This is a genomic window from Leifsonia sp. RAF41 (genome assembly GCF_052114085.1).
In the GTDB taxonomy this organism is placed as follows: Bacteria; Actinomycetota; Actinomycetes; order Actinomycetales; family Microbacteriaceae; genus Leifsonia.
In genome coordinates, this window is the sequence record NZ_JBFREB010000001.1 from 928,508 (window position 1) to 943,860 (window position 15,353).

At 64.4% G+C, this 15,353-nt stretch carries 17 protein-coding genes; 10 read left to right on the forward strand and 7 right to left on the reverse strand.

Annotated features, from left to right (window positions below; genetic code table 11):
- Positions 1-837: 837 nt before the first annotated feature.
- A complete protein-coding gene (locus AB4Y74_RS04390) occupies positions 838-1,728 on the forward strand; it encodes an arginase family protein (protein WP_441797895.1) in 891 nt (296 codons plus the stop codon).
- 490 nt (positions 1,729-2,218) lie between these two features.
- Here the strand turns inward: AB4Y74_RS04390 and AB4Y74_RS04395 are convergent, their stop codons facing one another.
- Positions 2,219-2,677 carry a winged helix-turn-helix transcriptional regulator gene (locus AB4Y74_RS04395; RefSeq protein ID WP_441797896.1) on the reverse strand — a complete coding sequence of 153 codons (459 nt, stop codon included), beginning with the start codon at positions 2,675-2,677 and terminating at the stop codon, positions 2,219-2,221.
- Between the two features lie 123 nt (positions 2,678-2,800).
- On the opposite strand from AB4Y74_RS04395, the gene AB4Y74_RS04400 reads away from it, so the two are divergent.
- Positions 2,801-3,745, forward strand: a complete 945-nt coding sequence (locus AB4Y74_RS04400; RefSeq protein ID WP_441797897.1) for a hypothetical protein — start codon at positions 2,801-2,803, stop codon at positions 3,743-3,745.
- Between the two features lie 134 nt (positions 3,746-3,879).
- Positions 3,880-4,746, forward strand: a complete 867-nt coding sequence (locus AB4Y74_RS04405; RefSeq protein WP_441797898.1) for an alpha/beta fold hydrolase — start codon at positions 3,880-3,882, stop codon at positions 4,744-4,746.
- A 57-nt stretch (positions 4,747-4,803) separates the two neighbouring features.
- Here the strand turns inward: AB4Y74_RS04405 and AB4Y74_RS04410 are convergent, their stop codons facing one another.
- The 4 genes from AB4Y74_RS04410 to AB4Y74_RS04425 form a co-directional block, all read right to left on the reverse strand.
- On the reverse strand, positions 4,804-5,208 hold the full coding sequence (locus tag AB4Y74_RS04410) for a VOC family protein (RefSeq protein ID WP_441797899.1): 405 nt from the start codon (positions 5,206-5,208) through the stop codon (positions 4,804-4,806).
- Positions 5,205-5,780, reverse strand: a complete 576-nt coding sequence (locus AB4Y74_RS04415; RefSeq protein ID WP_441797900.1) for a beta-class carbonic anhydrase — start codon at positions 5,778-5,780, stop codon at positions 5,205-5,207. The genes AB4Y74_RS04410 and AB4Y74_RS04415 overlap by 4 nt, the downstream gene beginning before the upstream one ends.
- 23 nt (positions 5,781-5,803) lie before the next feature.
- Positions 5,804-6,343, reverse strand: a complete 540-nt coding sequence (locus tag AB4Y74_RS04420) for a hypothetical protein (RefSeq protein WP_441797901.1) — start codon at positions 6,341-6,343, stop codon at positions 5,804-5,806.
- A 112-nt stretch (positions 6,344-6,455) separates the two neighbouring features.
- Positions 6,456-7,064 (reverse strand): TetR/AcrR family transcriptional regulator, encoded by a 609-nt coding sequence (locus AB4Y74_RS04425; RefSeq protein WP_441797902.1) that lies wholly within the window; start codon positions 7,062-7,064, stop codon positions 6,456-6,458.
- Between the two features lie 56 nt (positions 7,065-7,120).
- Here AB4Y74_RS04425 and AB4Y74_RS04430 point away from each other — a divergent pair, with 56 nt between their 5' ends.
- From AB4Y74_RS04430 to AB4Y74_RS04440, 3 genes are all read left to right on the forward strand, one after another.
- A complete protein-coding gene (locus AB4Y74_RS04430; protein WP_441797903.1) occupies positions 7,121-7,756 on the forward strand; it encodes an NADPH-dependent F420 reductase in 636 nt (211 codons plus the stop codon).
- Between the two features lie 87 nt (positions 7,757-7,843).
- On the forward strand, positions 7,844-8,719 hold the full coding sequence (locus AB4Y74_RS04435; RefSeq protein WP_441797904.1) for an alpha/beta fold hydrolase: 876 nt from the start codon (positions 7,844-7,846) through the stop codon (positions 8,717-8,719).
- Positions 8,720-8,851: 132 nt separating this feature from the next.
- The gene (locus AB4Y74_RS04440) at positions 8,852-9,748 is read left to right on the forward strand and encodes a LysR family transcriptional regulator (protein ID WP_441797905.1); all 897 of its coding nucleotides are present in this window, start codon (positions 8,852-8,854) and stop codon (positions 9,746-9,748) included.
- Here the strand turns inward: AB4Y74_RS04440 and AB4Y74_RS04445 are convergent.
- A complete protein-coding gene (locus AB4Y74_RS04445) occupies positions 9,745-10,668 on the reverse strand; it encodes an NmrA family NAD(P)-binding protein (protein WP_441797906.1) in 924 nt (307 codons plus the stop codon). The genes AB4Y74_RS04440 and AB4Y74_RS04445 overlap by 4 nt on opposite strands.
- A 4-nt stretch (positions 10,669-10,672) precedes the next feature.
- Positions 10,673-11,422: an alpha/beta fold hydrolase gene (locus AB4Y74_RS04450; protein WP_441797907.1), complete on the reverse strand. Its 750-nt coding sequence runs from the start codon at positions 11,420-11,422 to the stop codon at positions 10,673-10,675.
- 196 nt (positions 11,423-11,618) lie between these two features.
- Here AB4Y74_RS04450 and AB4Y74_RS04455 point away from each other — a divergent pair, with 196 nt between their 5' ends.
- The 4 genes from AB4Y74_RS04455 (at position 11,619) to AB4Y74_RS04470 (ending at position 15,214) form a co-directional block, all read left to right on the forward strand.
- On the forward strand, positions 11,619-12,035 hold the full coding sequence (locus AB4Y74_RS04455; protein ID WP_441797908.1) for a GNAT family N-acetyltransferase: 417 nt from the start codon (positions 11,619-11,621) through the stop codon (positions 12,033-12,035).
- A 477-nt stretch (positions 12,036-12,512) separates the two neighbouring features.
- Positions 12,513-13,466, forward strand: coding sequence for an alpha/beta hydrolase (locus AB4Y74_RS04460; RefSeq protein WP_441797909.1), 954 nt, complete (start codon positions 12,513-12,515; stop codon positions 13,464-13,466).
- An 18-nt stretch (positions 13,467-13,484) separates the two neighbouring features.
- Positions 13,485-14,222 (forward strand): alpha/beta fold hydrolase, encoded by a 738-nt coding sequence (locus AB4Y74_RS04465; protein WP_441797910.1) that lies wholly within the window; start codon positions 13,485-13,487, stop codon positions 14,220-14,222.
- Between the two features lie 68 nt (positions 14,223-14,290).
- A complete protein-coding gene (locus AB4Y74_RS04470) occupies positions 14,291-15,214 on the forward strand; it encodes an alpha/beta fold hydrolase (protein WP_441797911.1) in 924 nt (307 codons plus the stop codon).
- Positions 15,215-15,353 lie beyond the last annotated feature (139 nt).

The following is a 15,353-nucleotide window of genomic DNA, read 5'->3' on the forward strand; positions in this document are numbered from 1 at the left end:
GCAACGGTGTCGGTCCCAGCCCGGCGGAGCCTGTCACGAACGGTGTTACGTCGGACACCGTACTTGGCGGCGATCACGTAAGTCGATGCACCACCTCGGAACTCGCCGATTACTTGGCGCATCAGCGCCTCATCGATAGAGGCTCTCCGGGGGACCCGACTCACTCTCGACGCGGGCGTCGAACGATGGGCGTCGGCAGTGAGCTTCGCGACCCTCTTGGCCTCCGCGAATCGGTGTAAGTAGTTTGCGAGCACCCCGACGTAACGAAAGAGCCGGTGGGCACGAAGGTCGCAAAGCGACCACGTGCCCACCGGCTCTTTCGTTACTCGCTGCTGTCTAATGGGGTCCCCGCGCGCGAGGGGCCCCGGGCGACGCCCTGCGCGAAGCGCGGAGCGGCGTTTGGGGTAGCGCGTGGGGCGCAGCCTGGTGACGGGCGTGGAGAACCCGGCGTGGTCCCCGCGCAGTGCTAGCGCCGCGAAGAGCGCAGTACCTGCCGCTGTGTCGCGACCCTGCGGCCACACAATCCGACAGGCAGGGGTTCCGACCATATGATCGAAACGCTGGAGTCGGCCGAGGAGGTTGAGGTGCCCAATCCCTCGTGGAGGATTCGCCTCTTACTCCAACGAACGCTCGCGAATATCGGCAGGTTCATCGCCGGTCTTATCGAGACTTTTCTTCGCTAGCTTCCGCAGCTGCCGGGTCTCGGTCGGCCCACCTAGCAAGGCGCAGAGCGCCGTCCGGTCCTTCTCCCGGGATCAACCCGCTGAGCGAGTACGCCGTGCCCCCCGTCGGGAGCCACCCCTCTGCCAAGCTGGTTGGGTGATTTCGATACTGTCCGTGCCGACCAATCTCGGCCTGCGGCCCCCCGAACCGGGCAGCGTGCCCGGCGCGGCCAAAGCGCCGGAGGCTTTACGAGAATCCGGCCTCTTTCACCAGCTCATCGAGCTGGGAGCGCTTGATGCTGGAGTCGTCCTCCCGGGCCGGTACGTCGATGACGATTCGACTCGCGAATCAGGTCATGTACGCAATGAGGACGCGCTCGTTGAGCATGGCCGTCGTCTCGCGAAACGGCTGGAGATGATTCTCGACGCAGGGAACGTTCCCCTGGTGATCGGTGGTGATTGCAGCATTCTGCTCGGGGTCGGCGTCGCCCTAGCGCGACGAGGCCGTACCGGCTTGATGCATGTAGACGGCCATACTGACTTCCGTCATCCTGGCAACAGCGACGAGTGCGCAAGCGTTGCCGGAGAAGACCTCGCGGCAGCGGTGGGATCGCACTGGCCCGCCATCGCAGACATCGACGGGCTCGGACCCTACTTTCCGCCACAACGCGTCGTCCACATCGGCCACCGCGACAACGATGGTGAAGGGACCGAGGCACGGCAGAAACTTGGTCTCGTCCTGTCCGCCCGCGAGGCCACCAGCCAAACGCCCGCATCCGTGGCGACTGCGGCCCAGGCGGTCGCGCATCCTGGCTACTGGTTACAGGTCGATGTGGACGTGCTCGATCCCAGTGTTATGCCCGCCGTTGATAGCCCTGACTCCGGGGGATTCATGGTGGAGCAGCTGACACAACTTCTTAAACTGCTTGCGCCCGGCGCCCTTGGGGCCTCGGTGACTGTTTTCGACCCCGACCTGGATCCTGACGGGCGGTACGCACGGGTGGTCACGGACCTGATTGTGGGAGGGCTCGCGCACTTGGGCACCGCCGTCTACAACGCCCGATAAAGGATCCCTCACTGAGTAATGGAGTTGGGACAGGGCTCTGAATGAGGCGATCAGAATCGTGGTCAGCCGGGGACGATTGCCATACTCAACGGCGCAGACCGGGCGGAGTTCGCGGTGGCTCGCTGGCTCGGGCGGCAACTGAGGCTAAGAAAGGTGGGTGCGCTCTCGGCTCGCCGCGGAACTCTACTAGACGCCCTGCTGTCGTTGGCGGTCTACGAACTGAGGACACGCCGCGTCCGGCGGCGATGAATGGCTCGGATCCACGGCCGATGCGGACCACGTCCAGCTACTTTGTCTGCTATAGAAATGGCGCCCGTTTCCATGCGTTTCCGGCATGAGACAGCGCGCCCGGTGGCCTTCATACTCTGAGCATGATCAGGTTCGGGTTTAGGGTTCTAGGCCCACGCAGAGACAGGCGTCAGGATTCGACCTTGCGGCGGGAGCGTTCGCCGTCGTTCTCGCAGACAAAGCACCGTACAGTCAGCTCTCGTTAGCACTCATGCTCGATGGATCGCACCTCGAACTCACCGGACTTGACCGAGCGTCCGCATGCCTCGCATCGGACGTCCGCGACGAAGACATTTCCGCAGACAGTGTGCGTGAACTCGACGAGCGGTACGTCCGCGGGCTTATAGGTGTCGCCCCACCGCTTGAGCACGAGGATCACCTGGCCCAGGTCCTTGCCCTTTTGAGTGAGTTGGTAGCCGGCTCCACCGGTGTCGGCTGACCTCGGCTCGATGATGCCGGTCTCGATCAGTTTCTTGAGCCGGGCAGACAGCACGTCTCGTGGCGCACCGACGGATCGCAGGATGTCCGTGTACCTCGAGGCGCCGAACGCCAACGCGCGGACGATGTGCAGCGACCACCGGTCGTTGATCGCATCCAGTGCCACGGCAAGGGAATCCCGTTGTGGTTTGCTTTTCAAACCACTTGCTGTACTCTTATCCAAGTTTGACATCCAAACCATTCTAGTCGAGAAAGCGACCTCATGTCTGCCCCGCAAACACAAACCCGCGGAAACAACCCTTCCAAGACGCAACACAACGCGTGGATAGCCTCCGTAATCAGCAGCTTGGTCATCGGCGCTGCGTTCATCTCCGTGTATGTCGGCATCCAACGAGACCCTCAGCCCACCCACCTGCCGGTGGCTGTCGCGAGCGAGCAACTCGCGACAGCAGCACAGCAGGGGCTCGGAGACAAGGTGCAGATCACTGAAGTCTCGACGCCAGCCGACGGGGTCAAGATGGTTAAGGATGGTGACGCTGTCGCAGCGGTGAGCCTGACCTCCCGCACCAGCCTGCAGTTTGACTACGCCGGCGCCAAGGGACTGAGTGAGACCGCGGCGGCGCGGGCCCTGGTCCACGGTCTCGCCGACAAGGCAGGGCTGTCGGTCCAGGAGAAGGACGTCGTGCCGCTCGTGAAGTACGACAGCCGCGGGCTGTCCGCGTTCTACGTGGTCTTCGGTGTGACTCTTGCATCGTTCGTGCTGGCCCAGGGGCTGACGGGCGCCGCGAGCAAGGTGCGCCTCCGTCACCGTCTCTACGCGATGGGCGGATTCGCCGTCGTCATCGGCGTCGTGGCCGCCACTATCGCAGGCCCCATTCTTGGAGCGCTCACTGCACCGTGGATCGCCCTGGCCGCAAGCCTCGCCCTCCTCTCGGCAGCTGTGGCCTTCACCACCAAGGCGCTCGGAAGCTGGCTCGGCGCCGCAGGTATCGGGCTGGCAGTGCTCTTGCTCACGACAGTCGGCAACGCGGTCAGCGGCGCGACGATCGGCTACGACCTTCTTCCCCAGTGGACTCAGGCGATCTCGCCCATCCTTCCGCCCGGTGCCGCATTCCGCGCGGTCAACGAGTTCGGCTACTTCGATGGAGCGACGACATGGTCGTCCCTGCTCGTCCTCGGGATCTGGGCCGTAGCTGGTTTCGCCCTTGTCCTGGTTCGCTCGGCCGTGGAAGGCAAGCGGTCGCAGCTACTGGTCGCGCAGGCGCAGGCGGGGCCGGTTCCCGTCTCCTGATGGAGGAATGCGGGGCGGCGGCGAGCGGACGCTCACCGCCGCCCCGCTCCTGTATCGCGGCTCGCATGAGGGTATGCGCGTCTTGCAACCCGCTTCTCTGGTGCGGAGAGACAGCATCGCGTTTAGCTGACTGTATGAGCACTCGCGATCTATATCCGGAGCAGCACACCATCGAAACGGGCGCTTCGCGCGTATGGGTCGGCGTCCGGCCAGGCGCGGGCCCGGCCATCGTCCTGCTGCATGGCTTTCCCGACGACTCGACTATCTACGACCGCCTGACTCCTTTGCTTACCGGCAAGCGCGTCGTGGCGATCGACTTCGGCGGATACGGTCTCTCGCCGCGGGAAGACCGACCCTGGGTCGACGGCCAGCGAGAAGCAGAGGTCCTAGCCGTGCTTCAGGCGCTCGATCTAACGGATGTCACGTTGGTGGGGCACGACGCCAGCGTTGCGGTCGCCATCAATGTGACCCTGGACCAGCCGGCTCTGGTTGGGAAGCTCGTGCTCCTCAACGGCTACTTCCATTCCGACCCTGAACTGCGGCTTCCAGACATGATCCGCCTCTTCGGAATCCACGAGTTGGATCTTCTGTCCGATGCGCTGATGGCGGACCCGCAGCAGAGGCAGTGGCTCCTGGGTCACTCGGGGCGACAATTCGGCATCGACGCCAGCGCGTCAGATAACGTCGCCGCCCACTCGATCGTGCCGCAGTACTTCGGAAGCGCGAACCAACCGGATGCTCGTGTAGCGATCCGACAGTGGACGGCCACCCTTTTTCCGGAAATGCAGGCCAACGACGCCCGCGTCCGGAATGGAGACCTTCAGAAGACGTCCGTCCCCGTCGTCGTCGCGTTCGGCGACGGCGACCCCTATCTGACCCCGCAGATCGCCGCGAACATCGGAGGTCTGTTCTCCAATGCCCGCGTACAGCCTGTCTCCGGGGCGTCGCACTGGCCGCAATGGGATCAACCGCAGGCAGTCGCGGAGCGCATTCTCAGATAAGTGAGCGAGCGGGTCCACATCCGTGCCGACCCGCTCATCCTGTTCACTACGCAAAACTCATCCGACGTTGACCAACCACGGGATCCCGAACCGATCGACGCAGGAACCGAAGAGGTCGCCCCAGGGAGCCTGTCCCCAGGGCACGTCAATCCGGCCGCCCGACGAGAGCATGCGCCAGATTCGTTCCACAGGATCCTGCTCGCCGCTGACCATGATCGTGCAGACGTTACCGACATCCGGTTCGTCTGGATCGTCCGCGTGAATGTCACCACCGGAGAGGACCATCCCGTCGGAAGTGATGAGCTGTGCGTGCATCACTTGTGACCCGCGATGATCTCCGATCGCTAGACCGAGGTCTTCGGCTGTGTTGAGCGTCAACTCGCCACCGAAGACCTCGCGGTAGAAGAGCATCGCTTCTCGTGCGTCACCTCTGAAGTTGAGGTAGGGAAACACGCGGGTCATAGCTGCTCCTCGTTAGGCCGAGCATCGGTGGCGGCCGGCATCCTGGTGCTGGGGATCACCGTGCTGACCAGGCCCGTGGCGACGTCGTAAACGTGTCCGGAGACCGAGATGCGCGGGGAGATCAGATTTGAGCGCAAGAGTCTTTCGACGTCGTGTGCGACCGTAGCGAAGGGGTCCACTACCGCCTCCTGAATGAGTTCCGCCTGGTCGAACCCGGTGCGCGCAGCGAAGCTCGAACGGAACTGAGGGTCAGCGAGCGGTTTTGTGCCGCAGTCGGTGTGATGGATGACCGCGACTTCGAACAGTGGACCCGTGCCGGGCCTCAATTTGACGTCGGCGAGGAAGGTGATGAGGGCCAGGTCGTCGATAACGGATTGGTTCACTCGACCGCCCGCGTTGCGAAGGATGGCCGCGTCGCCGAGCCCCAGGCCGAGGAACGCGGCTGGGTCGGTTCTCGGATCGAGGCATGTGAGCACGCAGATCTCGCGTGCAGGATAGATCGGTTTGTCGCGGAACGCGCCGGATTCAGCGAACAGAGCGTTCTTCTGCACGAAAGGATCGAAGAGGGGCATGGTGTCTTTCCTGGTCGGGAGCATCATGGCTGGGCCGGAGCCAGCGCCGCCGGTACGGGGAGGTCTAGCCGTCGCAGAAGCTCTGCTACTTTCCGGTCGACGCCCGCGCCCACGGCGCCGATGTGAGGGTCGCCGAAAGAGGCGAAGTGGCTGCTCGGTTGGTCGGTCGTGAAGGTGACGGCGCCGACCGTCTCGGTGATCGTCATCCGCAATGGCGCGTAGTTCATGACTCGCGGGTCGTGGCGGTACATCCGCTCGGCGACCGGGAAGTTGCCGACGAAGTAGAAGGCGCACTTGGCTGTGTTGCCGGCGAGCGACATCATCTCCGTCACGGAGTCGTGCCAATACGTCAGCAATCCGAGTTCCGAGTAGCTCTCTGCGAAATCGACGATCTCAGACCACGGAGCCTCACGCTCGATGAGGTCCACGAATCTCTGTCGCGGATATAGCGGGACAAGCTGCTCGAAACGTTGGACGAGACCGTCGAAGGGGAGGTCGGAGGCCAACGAGAACCGTGTCGCGGTCCAGGATTCGCCGAGCGGCGAGTTTGGCGGGGTGCTCATGACCGCGACTCTAACCAGCCCCGACCGCCTTCAGAGCCGGTATGCAAAAGCCTGATCGCCTGCTCGCACTATCGACATTAGACAGCGCGCGAGGGCGTGGCTTTACTCGGACCTATGGAGCCGTGGTCGTGAACGTGTTTTGCGTAGCCGTCAGGATCTCGTCGGCCAGCGGCGTCCCCGCCGTCGTGCGGGCCAGCATGGACGCCCCCACGAGAGTGGCGAACCCGGCGATCGCTCGCGCGCGTTGCTCGGCTCGCGTTGCAGGATCGACGTCGTCCGCGTCACCGAGAACACTGACGACATCGAAGATCCGGTCGAGCTCCTGCGCCCACACCCCTCTGACCGACGCGTCCATCGGGGCGCGTGCGACATCGCCCGCGAGCGCGCTGACAGGGCATCCGACGGCCAGGCTCTCCGGGTCGGCCCAGGACATGTACAACTCGACGAATGCCTCAATGGCGGCGCTGTGGTCGCCGCGGCGGGAGTCCGAGATGCCTTCGAGGATGCCGCGGTGAACATCGAAAGCGTGCCGCAATGCGGTGTCAGTGAGATCGCTCTTGGAATCGAAGTGCCGGTAGAAGCCGCCCTGCGTCATGCCCACTTCGCGCATCACCTCCGGGATTCGAACTCCCTCGATCCCGTGCTGCTTGATCTGCTTGGCGGCCGCGTCCACAATCTCTTCTCGCCGTTGCGCGGTAACAGCCTTCGACGACTTGACCATGTGCACACCTCTCCGTCGACGAAACCGACGCTCTCGAAGCAATCGTAGGCACTGACATGCGCATAGGGGTCATCGGTGCGGGAACGCTTGCCCAAGCCTTCGCGGTGCGGGCGCTCGCGGCAGGGCATGCTGTCACGCTCAGCGGCTCGCATAGGGCCGAGAGCCTTTCACGCGTCGTGGCCTCTCTGGGAGAGCTTGCACGAGCCGGTACCAAATACGAGGCGGCGGAGGAGGAGATCGTGGTGTTGGCGGTCCCGCATTCGCAAGTCCCCGTTGCGTTGGCCGATCTCGGTAATTGGGAGGGGCGCACCCTCGTCGACGCGACCAACGACCTTTCCCAGCGTGCGCCACTTTGGCCGGGGGTCCTCTCCTCGAGTGAGCTCGTAGCGGAGATGGCTCGCGGTGCGCATGTGATCAAGGCGCTCAACACACTGATCGCGGATACTCTCGCCCGCGACCCGCGACCGTCTCCCGGTTACCGTCGAGTTCTGTTCCTCAGCGGCGACGACGTGCCCTCGAAAGCAGCTCTGCAATCGCTGCTCGCTCAGATGGGGTTCGCCCCAATCGACCTGGGCGGTTTAGCCGAATCGGCGCGGCTCCAGCAGGTTCCCGGTGGTCTACTCGCGGGGTTGGACCTGATTATTCGAGACTGGGATGACGGGACCGCCGCCACGTTGTCGCAGCCTGTCTGACGAAGAGTCAGAACCATTGAAACAGCAGCGGATGCCATGCATTTCCGGCATGAGACTTTCCGACTTGGCGCGCCCATACTCGGAGCCATGAAAGCTCACACCCGCTCCCTACGCCTCAAGGTCGCAGCTATCGCCGCTGCCGTCGCCGGTCTTCTGGCCGTCGCCATCCCCGCTCAGGTCAGCAGCGCAGCGGTCGACGCCAAGCACGTCGCCGCCTCCTCGTCCTCGACCATCAAACCGACCATCGTTCTCGTGCACGGTGCCTGGGCTGACGCGTCCAGCTTCGCGCCGGAGACCGCTGCACTGCAGGCCGCAGGCTACACAGTGCTGGCCGCGCCGAATCCGCTTCGAGGTCTTCAAACCGACACCAAGGCGGTCGCCGACTTCGTTAAGCAGCGAACCACCGGTCCCGTCATCCTGGTCGGTCACTCTTACGGCGGCATGGTGATCACCGGCGCCGCGCTTGCCGACCCCGACGTGAAAGGTCTCGTCTACGTCGACGGCTATGCGCCGGACAACGGAGAGAGCGCCCAGGCTCTGACCAACGCGTCGCCTGGATCGCTCCTCAACGTGGCCGACCCGAGCACCGTCTTCGACGTCGTCCTTCCCTCGCCCGATGCTCCCCAGGCCGACTGGGACAGCTATATCCGCCAGGACAAGTTCAAGTCCGTGTTCGCTGCAAGCCTCCCGTCCACCCTCACCAATGTGCTTGCAGCCGGGCAGAGTCCGGTCACCTTCGGCGCGCTCGGCACGCCGTTCATCGGGACGCCCGCCTGGAAGACCATCCCCAGTTGGTTCGTCATCGGCACCGCAGACCGGCTTCTTCCTCCCGTTGAGCAGCGGCTGATGGCCCAGCGGGCACACGGCACCGTCACGGAAGTCGATGCTCCGCATCTGTCGATGCTCGCCAAGCCCCTTCAGGTGACGAAGGTGATCCTCGACGCGGCTCGCTCCGTCCACTGAGTTCATGCCCCCCAGGTGTCCCGCTGACAAAAGTCAGCGGGACACCGTTTTGTCTACCTGTACAGTGGGATGGCCAGCTTTTAGAGTATGACCGACCGCTAAAAGCATTAGGATCCGAGCAGAGGACACGTCGTGGACCTGAGAGGTTTGGAGGCCGTCCTGGCCGTCTATGAGAACGGCTCCTTCTCGGCGGCAGCGTCTGCGCTGTTTCTCTCGCAACCAGCGTTGACGCGTCGTGTCGCGCAACTTGAGCGGGAGCTGGATACGCGACTCTTCGTACGAACTCCGCACGGTGTGGTCGTCACCGACACGGGGCGGGCGCTGATGGAGCCGGCGCGTCGCGCCATTCGCGAGGCGCAATCGATTCGGGGCGCAATCGACCTCGTGCGCTCTGGCGCGAGAGGAAGCCTCAGCGTTGTGGGGATGACGAACCTCACCACCGGGTTTGGCACCCTTATCGCCGAGTTCCACGAGTCGATGCCCGAGGTCGAGTTCCGTGTAGCCTCCGCCGACACGACGGCCGCCGCGGTCGGGATGGTCGAGGCCGGACTGCACGATCTGGCGATCATCGACCTGCCACTCCTTTCGGACACTCTTGTCGCGCACCCGGTGGTCACCCAAGACTTCCTGGTCGTTCTCGGTCCAGGGGTGACCGAGACTCCGTCGACGGCTCCCATCCCTGTCATCACCCAAGCGATGATCGAGGGCCGCACGATGGTCCACTTACCGACGTCCCAGTTTCCCAAGCAGCGAGGCATGCTTCTCTACGAGATGATGCGCACGCAGCCTGCCGCGCATATGGAGGTCTCGAACTGCGGCCTCCTGGTGCCCATATCGCAATCCGGCCGAACGGTAGCTGTCGTGCCACGCCCCGTCGCGATGACCGGTCGTGCGGAGGGACTGGATCTGGCCGCACCGCCGAAGCCGATCCGGCGGACGCTGGCGTTCGCGCGCCACCCAGGCAACGCCTCCACAGCCGTTCGCCACTTCCTCAACCTCGCGGGCAGCCTCGCGCCCGCGCTCGCCTAAAAGGCGAAGAACAGCTCCCGATGGGCGGCGATGTAGGCATCAACGGACGTCGCCGGCCTTCCCGTGACCGCCTCGATGTGGTTCGTCGAACGGTCGTATCTGCCTGCTCGGTGCAGCTTCGCCACCGTGAGGATGTGCTCGCGAACGTGAGGGTCGAGACCGAGAAATGAGTTCAACATCCGCTCGTACACATCCAAGGGAATGTCCGACGCCGAAAGCGGTCTACCCAGAGCGCGACCGTATCGTTCCGCGAGCTCCTCGAGGGTCAGCGACTCCGGGCCGGTGAGTTCATAAGTTCTTCCGACATGCGGGGCCGGATCGGCCAGGACCGTTGCGACGACCGCGGCGACATCCGGCGCCGCCACGGGAGAGGTTCGGCCCGCGCCGATGGGGAGCGCGAGTGTATTCGCCGACGCGATCAGCTGCTGCGGTGCGATCGAGAACATCGGATTGTCCAGGAACACGGTCGGTCGAACGTTGACGACCGGAATCGGAGCCCATTCCTCGATTCGCTCTACGAGCCAGTGAAGTCGCTGGTGGTTGGATTCGTCGCTGCTTGTCGCGGTCATCTGCGCCACCGTCAACTGCGACATGTTGACCAGCGCTTCCAGGTCACCTTTCTCGGCTGCGATGGAGCAGACCACCGCAGCGGCCTCCAAATACTTGGCAGACACCGCCATGTTGAAGAACAGCCTGCGAACTCCGCGGAGGGCGCGGGCAAAGTCCTCAGGATCGGCCAGGTCGCCGACGACGACCTGCGCGCCGAGGCGGCGCAGGTCATCGGCTCGGCCGTCGTCCCGGTGGATCATCACACGCACCGTCTGGCCCGCATCCAACAGCAACTGCGCGCTAAGCCGGCTGATGCTGCTGGGCCCCGGGCCCAACCCCGTCAGAAGAATCGGCTCGGACGACGCGACCACCGGCTCAGCTCTCGCTGATCGACTTCGCTGCGTCGATGATCAGCCGGGACACCTTGACCGGCTCAGCGAGCATGGACAGATGTGGCGCATGGCCCTCAACAACGACGCTGCCGGCTCGTTCGGCCATAGCCCGCTGCTGGGCCTCCGGGATGACTCGGTCGACCTTGCCGACGAAGTACCAGCTGGGCAGATTCTTCCAGGCGGGAGTCCCGGTGAACGGCGTCCCGAGCGCGGCAAGGGTGGCGGGTGCCTGGCCGGCGGCGAGGACCCTCGACTCCGTCTGGGGGAGGGTCTCGGCAAAGATCTCGTGGAACTTGTCCCGCTTGATGTAGCTGTCGTAGTCACCTTGGGCTGCGTCAGCAGCGGGGAGGACGAAGTCGAAGACAGTGGTCGGGTCGGGGACGTTCAGCAGCGAACCGGGCAATGTGTTCGAGAGGGTCGTCGCGCTCTCGCCGTTGTCGGGCGCGTACGCGTCGATGTAGACCAGCGCTTTCACCTGGGGGAGGTCGGACGCGGCGCCGGTGATGACAACGCCGCCGTACGAGTGCGCGGCGAGAACGACAGGGCCGGAGGTCGCCTGGGAAACGAAGTCCTTTACCGCCTTGGTGTCACCCTCCACACCACGGAGCGGGTTGGGCGCGAGGAGGACGTCGTACCCCTCGAGCTGGAGGGTGGCAGTAACGGCCGCGAAGCTGGCGGAGTCCGCCCAAGCGCCGTGAACGAGAACGATTGTCGGCTTGTTGGAAGTGGTCATGCGTTGAGTCTGGGACGCCGAGGGCTCACGAGCTAATGCCAAAAGCGCATACCGGCCGCCTCAATTCAGATAGGTAGGCAGCGCGCCGGGTGCTTGCTGACTGGGCAGCCATGCGGTCTGTGCATTCACGGCCCGCGAGTCACCACCGAAGAGGTAGCGTGCGAAAGCACATCAGGAGCGGACGAAAGGGGCTGTGATGGTTAAAGAGAAGGATGGGACGTTCGAGTATCCGGACGAAGCGGGGTATCCAGACGGGACGGGAACCTTCACTGAGACACAGCGCATCCTCGTCCATGAGGTTGAGGCGGGCGTTCCACTTCAGCCTGGTATCGAGTTCTTCGTCGTCGATAACACCATCGAACGCATTTATGAGGCGATCAGCGGCGACACTCTCTTGGGCGGAATCGCCTATGACCGCCGTGACGATGTCGTCACCCTTATCTCAACGTCGGTGTACCCGGAGTTCCGAGGGCAGGGGGTCGCAACCGCGCTGATCGGACGGGTGCTCGACCTGATCCAGCAGGAGAATCTTCGGGTTCGGATCCAGTGCCCGATCGTCACCAGCTTCCTTCGGAATCACATGGAATACGAAGCCCTGATCCTCCGCGGGTAGCTGGCGCAACTGACCCAGGAGATCGAACAGGCGCCCAAGGAAAGCTGGCACCCACCATGTGCGGATGACGACATGCTTTCGCACTGCCAACGCTGCCGTGGTACTCGCGATAGTCAGAGCTGTCGCGCCCGGTGTCATCCATGTTGTGACGCCCAACAGCGTGAAATCGCACGACCGTCAAGAGGGCGTCGCAGGTTCAAATCCTGTCAGCCCGACGGCGAGGGCTGTTTGTCCACGTTCGCATACCTCTTCTCGGACGAACGTCTACATCCCCGCTCGGCCAGCCCCGTGGTCACAATCGGCCAGGTGCATCGGTCATGTGCAATCCCGCCAAATTGCGCCACTGGAATGTCGGACGGTAACCGCCCCCAGGGTCTGGCATCCCCCGAATGTGTCACACAGCTGGGGCGGCGGCGGTCATAGCTGAGCGGAAGGCCCAGCGAATGCGGCCCGCAATCCAGACCAAGGAGAGAGCACATGAACAAACCCAGACTCGAGAAGGAGGCTCAGGGGATCGTCGACGCGACCTCCACGCCGCCCTTCCTCTACCAACTAGGGCCGGAGGGCGCCCGGAAGGTGCTGGACGACCTTCAGGCCGCGCCGATCGACAAGCTCGATGTGGACGAGAAATGGATCACGGTTCCGGCGGACGTCGGAGACGTCAGGGTCCGCATCGTCAAGCCGATCAACGCGCCGTCGGGGCTGCCGGTCATCCTCTACATCCACGGGGGCGGGTGGGTGATCGGCAACGCCGGGACGCATGACCGGCTCGTCCGCGAGCTGGCGGTCGGCGCCCGCGCGGCGCTCGCCTTCGTCGAATACGACCGTTCCCCTGAGGCGCAGTACCCGGTTGCCATCGAGCAGGCCTACGCGACCGCGCAGTGGCTGACGGCGCACGGAGCAGAGCACGGTCTGGATGTCGCACGTATGGCCATCGCCGGCGACTCGGTGGGCGGCAACATGACCGCCGCCGTCGCGATCCTGGCGAAGCAGCGTGGAGACGTCCGCTTCGTGCACCAGTCCCTCTATTACCCGGTGACGGATGCGGCGCAGGACACGGAGTCCTACCGGGAGTTCGCCGAGGGCGCCTACCTGACGGCAGCGGCGATGGCGTGGTTCTGGGATGCGTACCTCCCGGACGTCGACAAGCGGTCCGAGATCACCGCATCGCCGCTCCGGGCGAGCACCGAGCAGCTCTCCGGGCTGCCGGAAACGTTCCTGATCGTCGACGAGAACGACGTACTTCGCGACGAGGGCGAGGCCTACGGCCGCAAGCTCGTCGAAGCCGGAGTGCGGACCACGTCCGTACGTTACAACGGCACCATTCACGACTTCATGATGCTGAACCCGCTGCGGACGTCCGCCGCGGTGACAGCGGCCGTGGAGCAGGCCATCCACATCCTGCGCAAGGCGCTCGGGACAGACGACTGATAACTGGGAGACGAAAAAATGACTGAACAGAAGCCTGCCGTCGTGCTCGTGCACGGCGCATTCGCCGAGTCCGCGAGCTGGAACGGCGTCATCGAGAAGCTGCAGCAGAGCGGTCTCGATTGCATCGCGGTTGCCAACCCGCTCCGAAGCCTGTCCGGGGACGCCGCGTACGTCCGCGATGTCATCGCAGCGGTCGGGCGTCCCGTGGTGCTGGTCGGGCACTCCTACGGGGGGCTCGTCATCTCCGAGGCTGCCGCATCGAACGACGCGGTGAGCGCGCTCGTCTACGTCAACGCGTTCGTTCCGGAGCACGGCCAAGCGGCATTCGACTTGTCGACGGAGTTCCCGGGAAGCACGCTCGGCGACGCCCTGGCACCGCGCACACTCGCGGATGGCAGCGTCGAGTTCGTGATCCAGCCGGAGCTCTTCCATCAGCAGTTCTGCGCGGACGTGCCCGACACGACTGCCGCGCTCATGGCGGCGACTCAGCGCCCGGTGACCCAGGCTGCCCTGACCGAGCCGCTGCCGGCGGAGACGCCCGGCTGGAAGACCATTCCTTCCTGGTGCGTCTTCAGCGACCAGGATCTGAACATCCCGGTGGCCGAGCACCGGGCCGGAGCAGAGCGGGCGAACGCCCGCGGCGTCCGAGAGATCCCGGGAGGGTCGCACGCCCTCAGTGTCTCGCAGCCTGCTGCTGTGGCGGAGACGATCCTGACGGCAGTCGCCGCCGTCGAGACGGCGGTCGCGGCAGCGTAAGCCGACGGACGTCCCCGGCGCCGACACCGCCGGGAACGTCCTCCACGCAGCAGAGAACGGGAAGAATCTTGACTACTTCGGCAGACCTCGGTGACGTGCGACACGTTCGTACTTCCACCCTCGACGTCGGCTATCACGACCTCGGCGACTCGTCGTCTCCGGCAGTGCACCTCCTACACGGTTACCCCTACGACGTGCACAGCTACGTGGATGTCGCGGGGGAGCTCGCGTCAGCCGGGCTGAGGGTGATCGTGCCCTACCTGCGCGGTCACGGCCCGACGCGATTCCGTGATCCGGCCGAGAAGCGCAGCGGCCAGCAAGCTGCCCTGGGAACCGACGTCATCGAACTGATGGACGCGCTGAAGTTGCCGAACGCAGTGCTCGCCGGATATGACTGGGGAGGTCGAGCGGCGTGCGTCGCAGCCGCCGCATGGCCCGATCGGGTGCGCGGACTCGTGTCGGTGAACGGCTATCTGATCCAGGACCTCAGGGCGGCCGCCCGGCCGTTGCCGCCGCAGCTCGAGGCCGGGTTCTGGTATTTCTTCTACTTCTTGACCGAGCGCGGGAGAGCGGGCCTTGAAGCGGACCCTCAGGGTGTTGCGGAAGTGATCTGGCGGAAGAACTCCCCGAAGTGGTCGTTCACCGACGATGAACTCAAGCGGGTCGCGCGCTCATTCGTCAACCCCGACTACGTCGACGTGGTCATCCACTCCTACCGCCACCGCCTCGCGTACGCCGACGGTGCCGAGCGCTACGCTCAGCTCGAACGATTCTTGGCGGACCAGCCGGCGATTTCGGTCCCGACCATCACTCTCGATGGAACAGCAGACGGCAACTTCCCTCCCACCGACGGGACCCCGAGCGCCGCACACTTCACGGGCGTGAGGGAGCACCGCCAGGTCTTGGACGCCGGGCACAATCTGCCGCGCGAGCGCCCACGCGAGTTCGCCCGGGCGGTGATCGATGTGATCGGGTTCGGCGCCACGGACTAGGTACTCATCTCTCGATGCCAAGACAGCGTATTTGTCCATTCGCTCGCTCAAAACTGCATCGGAGCTCGATGGGAACAATGGCTACACCTGTCGAAACGTCCATGTCGGCTGTTCGATGGGTCATAGCAACTGACCCAGG

Bases quoted from the DNA above. Each gene is read 5' to 3' on its own strand.
- AB4Y74_RS04420 (WP_441797901.1), bottom strand. From the start codon at position 6,343: ATGAGCACCCCGCCAAACTCGCCGCTCGGCGAATCCTGGACCGCGACA.
- AB4Y74_RS04410 (WP_441797899.1), bottom strand. From the start codon at position 5,208: ATGACCCGCGTGTTTCCCTACCTCAACTTCAGAGGTGACGCACGAGAA.
- AB4Y74_RS04425 (WP_441797902.1), bottom strand. From the start codon at position 7,064: ATGGTCAAGTCGTCGAAGGCTGTTACCGCGCAACGGCGAGAAGAGATT.
- AB4Y74_RS04435 (WP_441797904.1), top strand. From the start codon at position 7,844: ATGAAAGCTCACACCCGCTCCCTACGCCTCAAGGTCGCAGCTATCGCC.
- AB4Y74_RS04450 (WP_441797907.1), bottom strand. From the start codon at position 11,422: ATGACCACTTCCAACAAGCCGACAATCGTTCTCGTTCACGGCGCTTGG.
- AB4Y74_RS04405 (WP_441797898.1), top strand. From the start codon at position 3,880: ATGAGCACTCGCGATCTATATCCGGAGCAGCACACCATCGAAACGGGC.
- AB4Y74_RS04415 (WP_441797900.1), bottom strand. From the start codon at position 5,780: ATGCCCCTCTTCGATCCTTTCGTGCAGAAGAACGCTCTGTTCGCTGAA.
- AB4Y74_RS04455 (WP_441797908.1), top strand. From the start codon at position 11,619: ATGGTTAAAGAGAAGGATGGGACGTTCGAGTATCCGGACGAAGCGGGG.
- AB4Y74_RS04430 (WP_441797903.1), top strand. From the start codon at position 7,121: ATGCGCATAGGGGTCATCGGTGCGGGAACGCTTGCCCAAGCCTTCGCG.
- AB4Y74_RS04465 (WP_441797910.1), top strand. From the start codon at position 13,485: ATGACTGAACAGAAGCCTGCCGTCGTGCTCGTGCACGGCGCATTCGCC.
- AB4Y74_RS04460 (WP_441797909.1), top strand. From the start codon at position 12,513: ATGAACAAACCCAGACTCGAGAAGGAGGCTCAGGGGATCGTCGACGCG.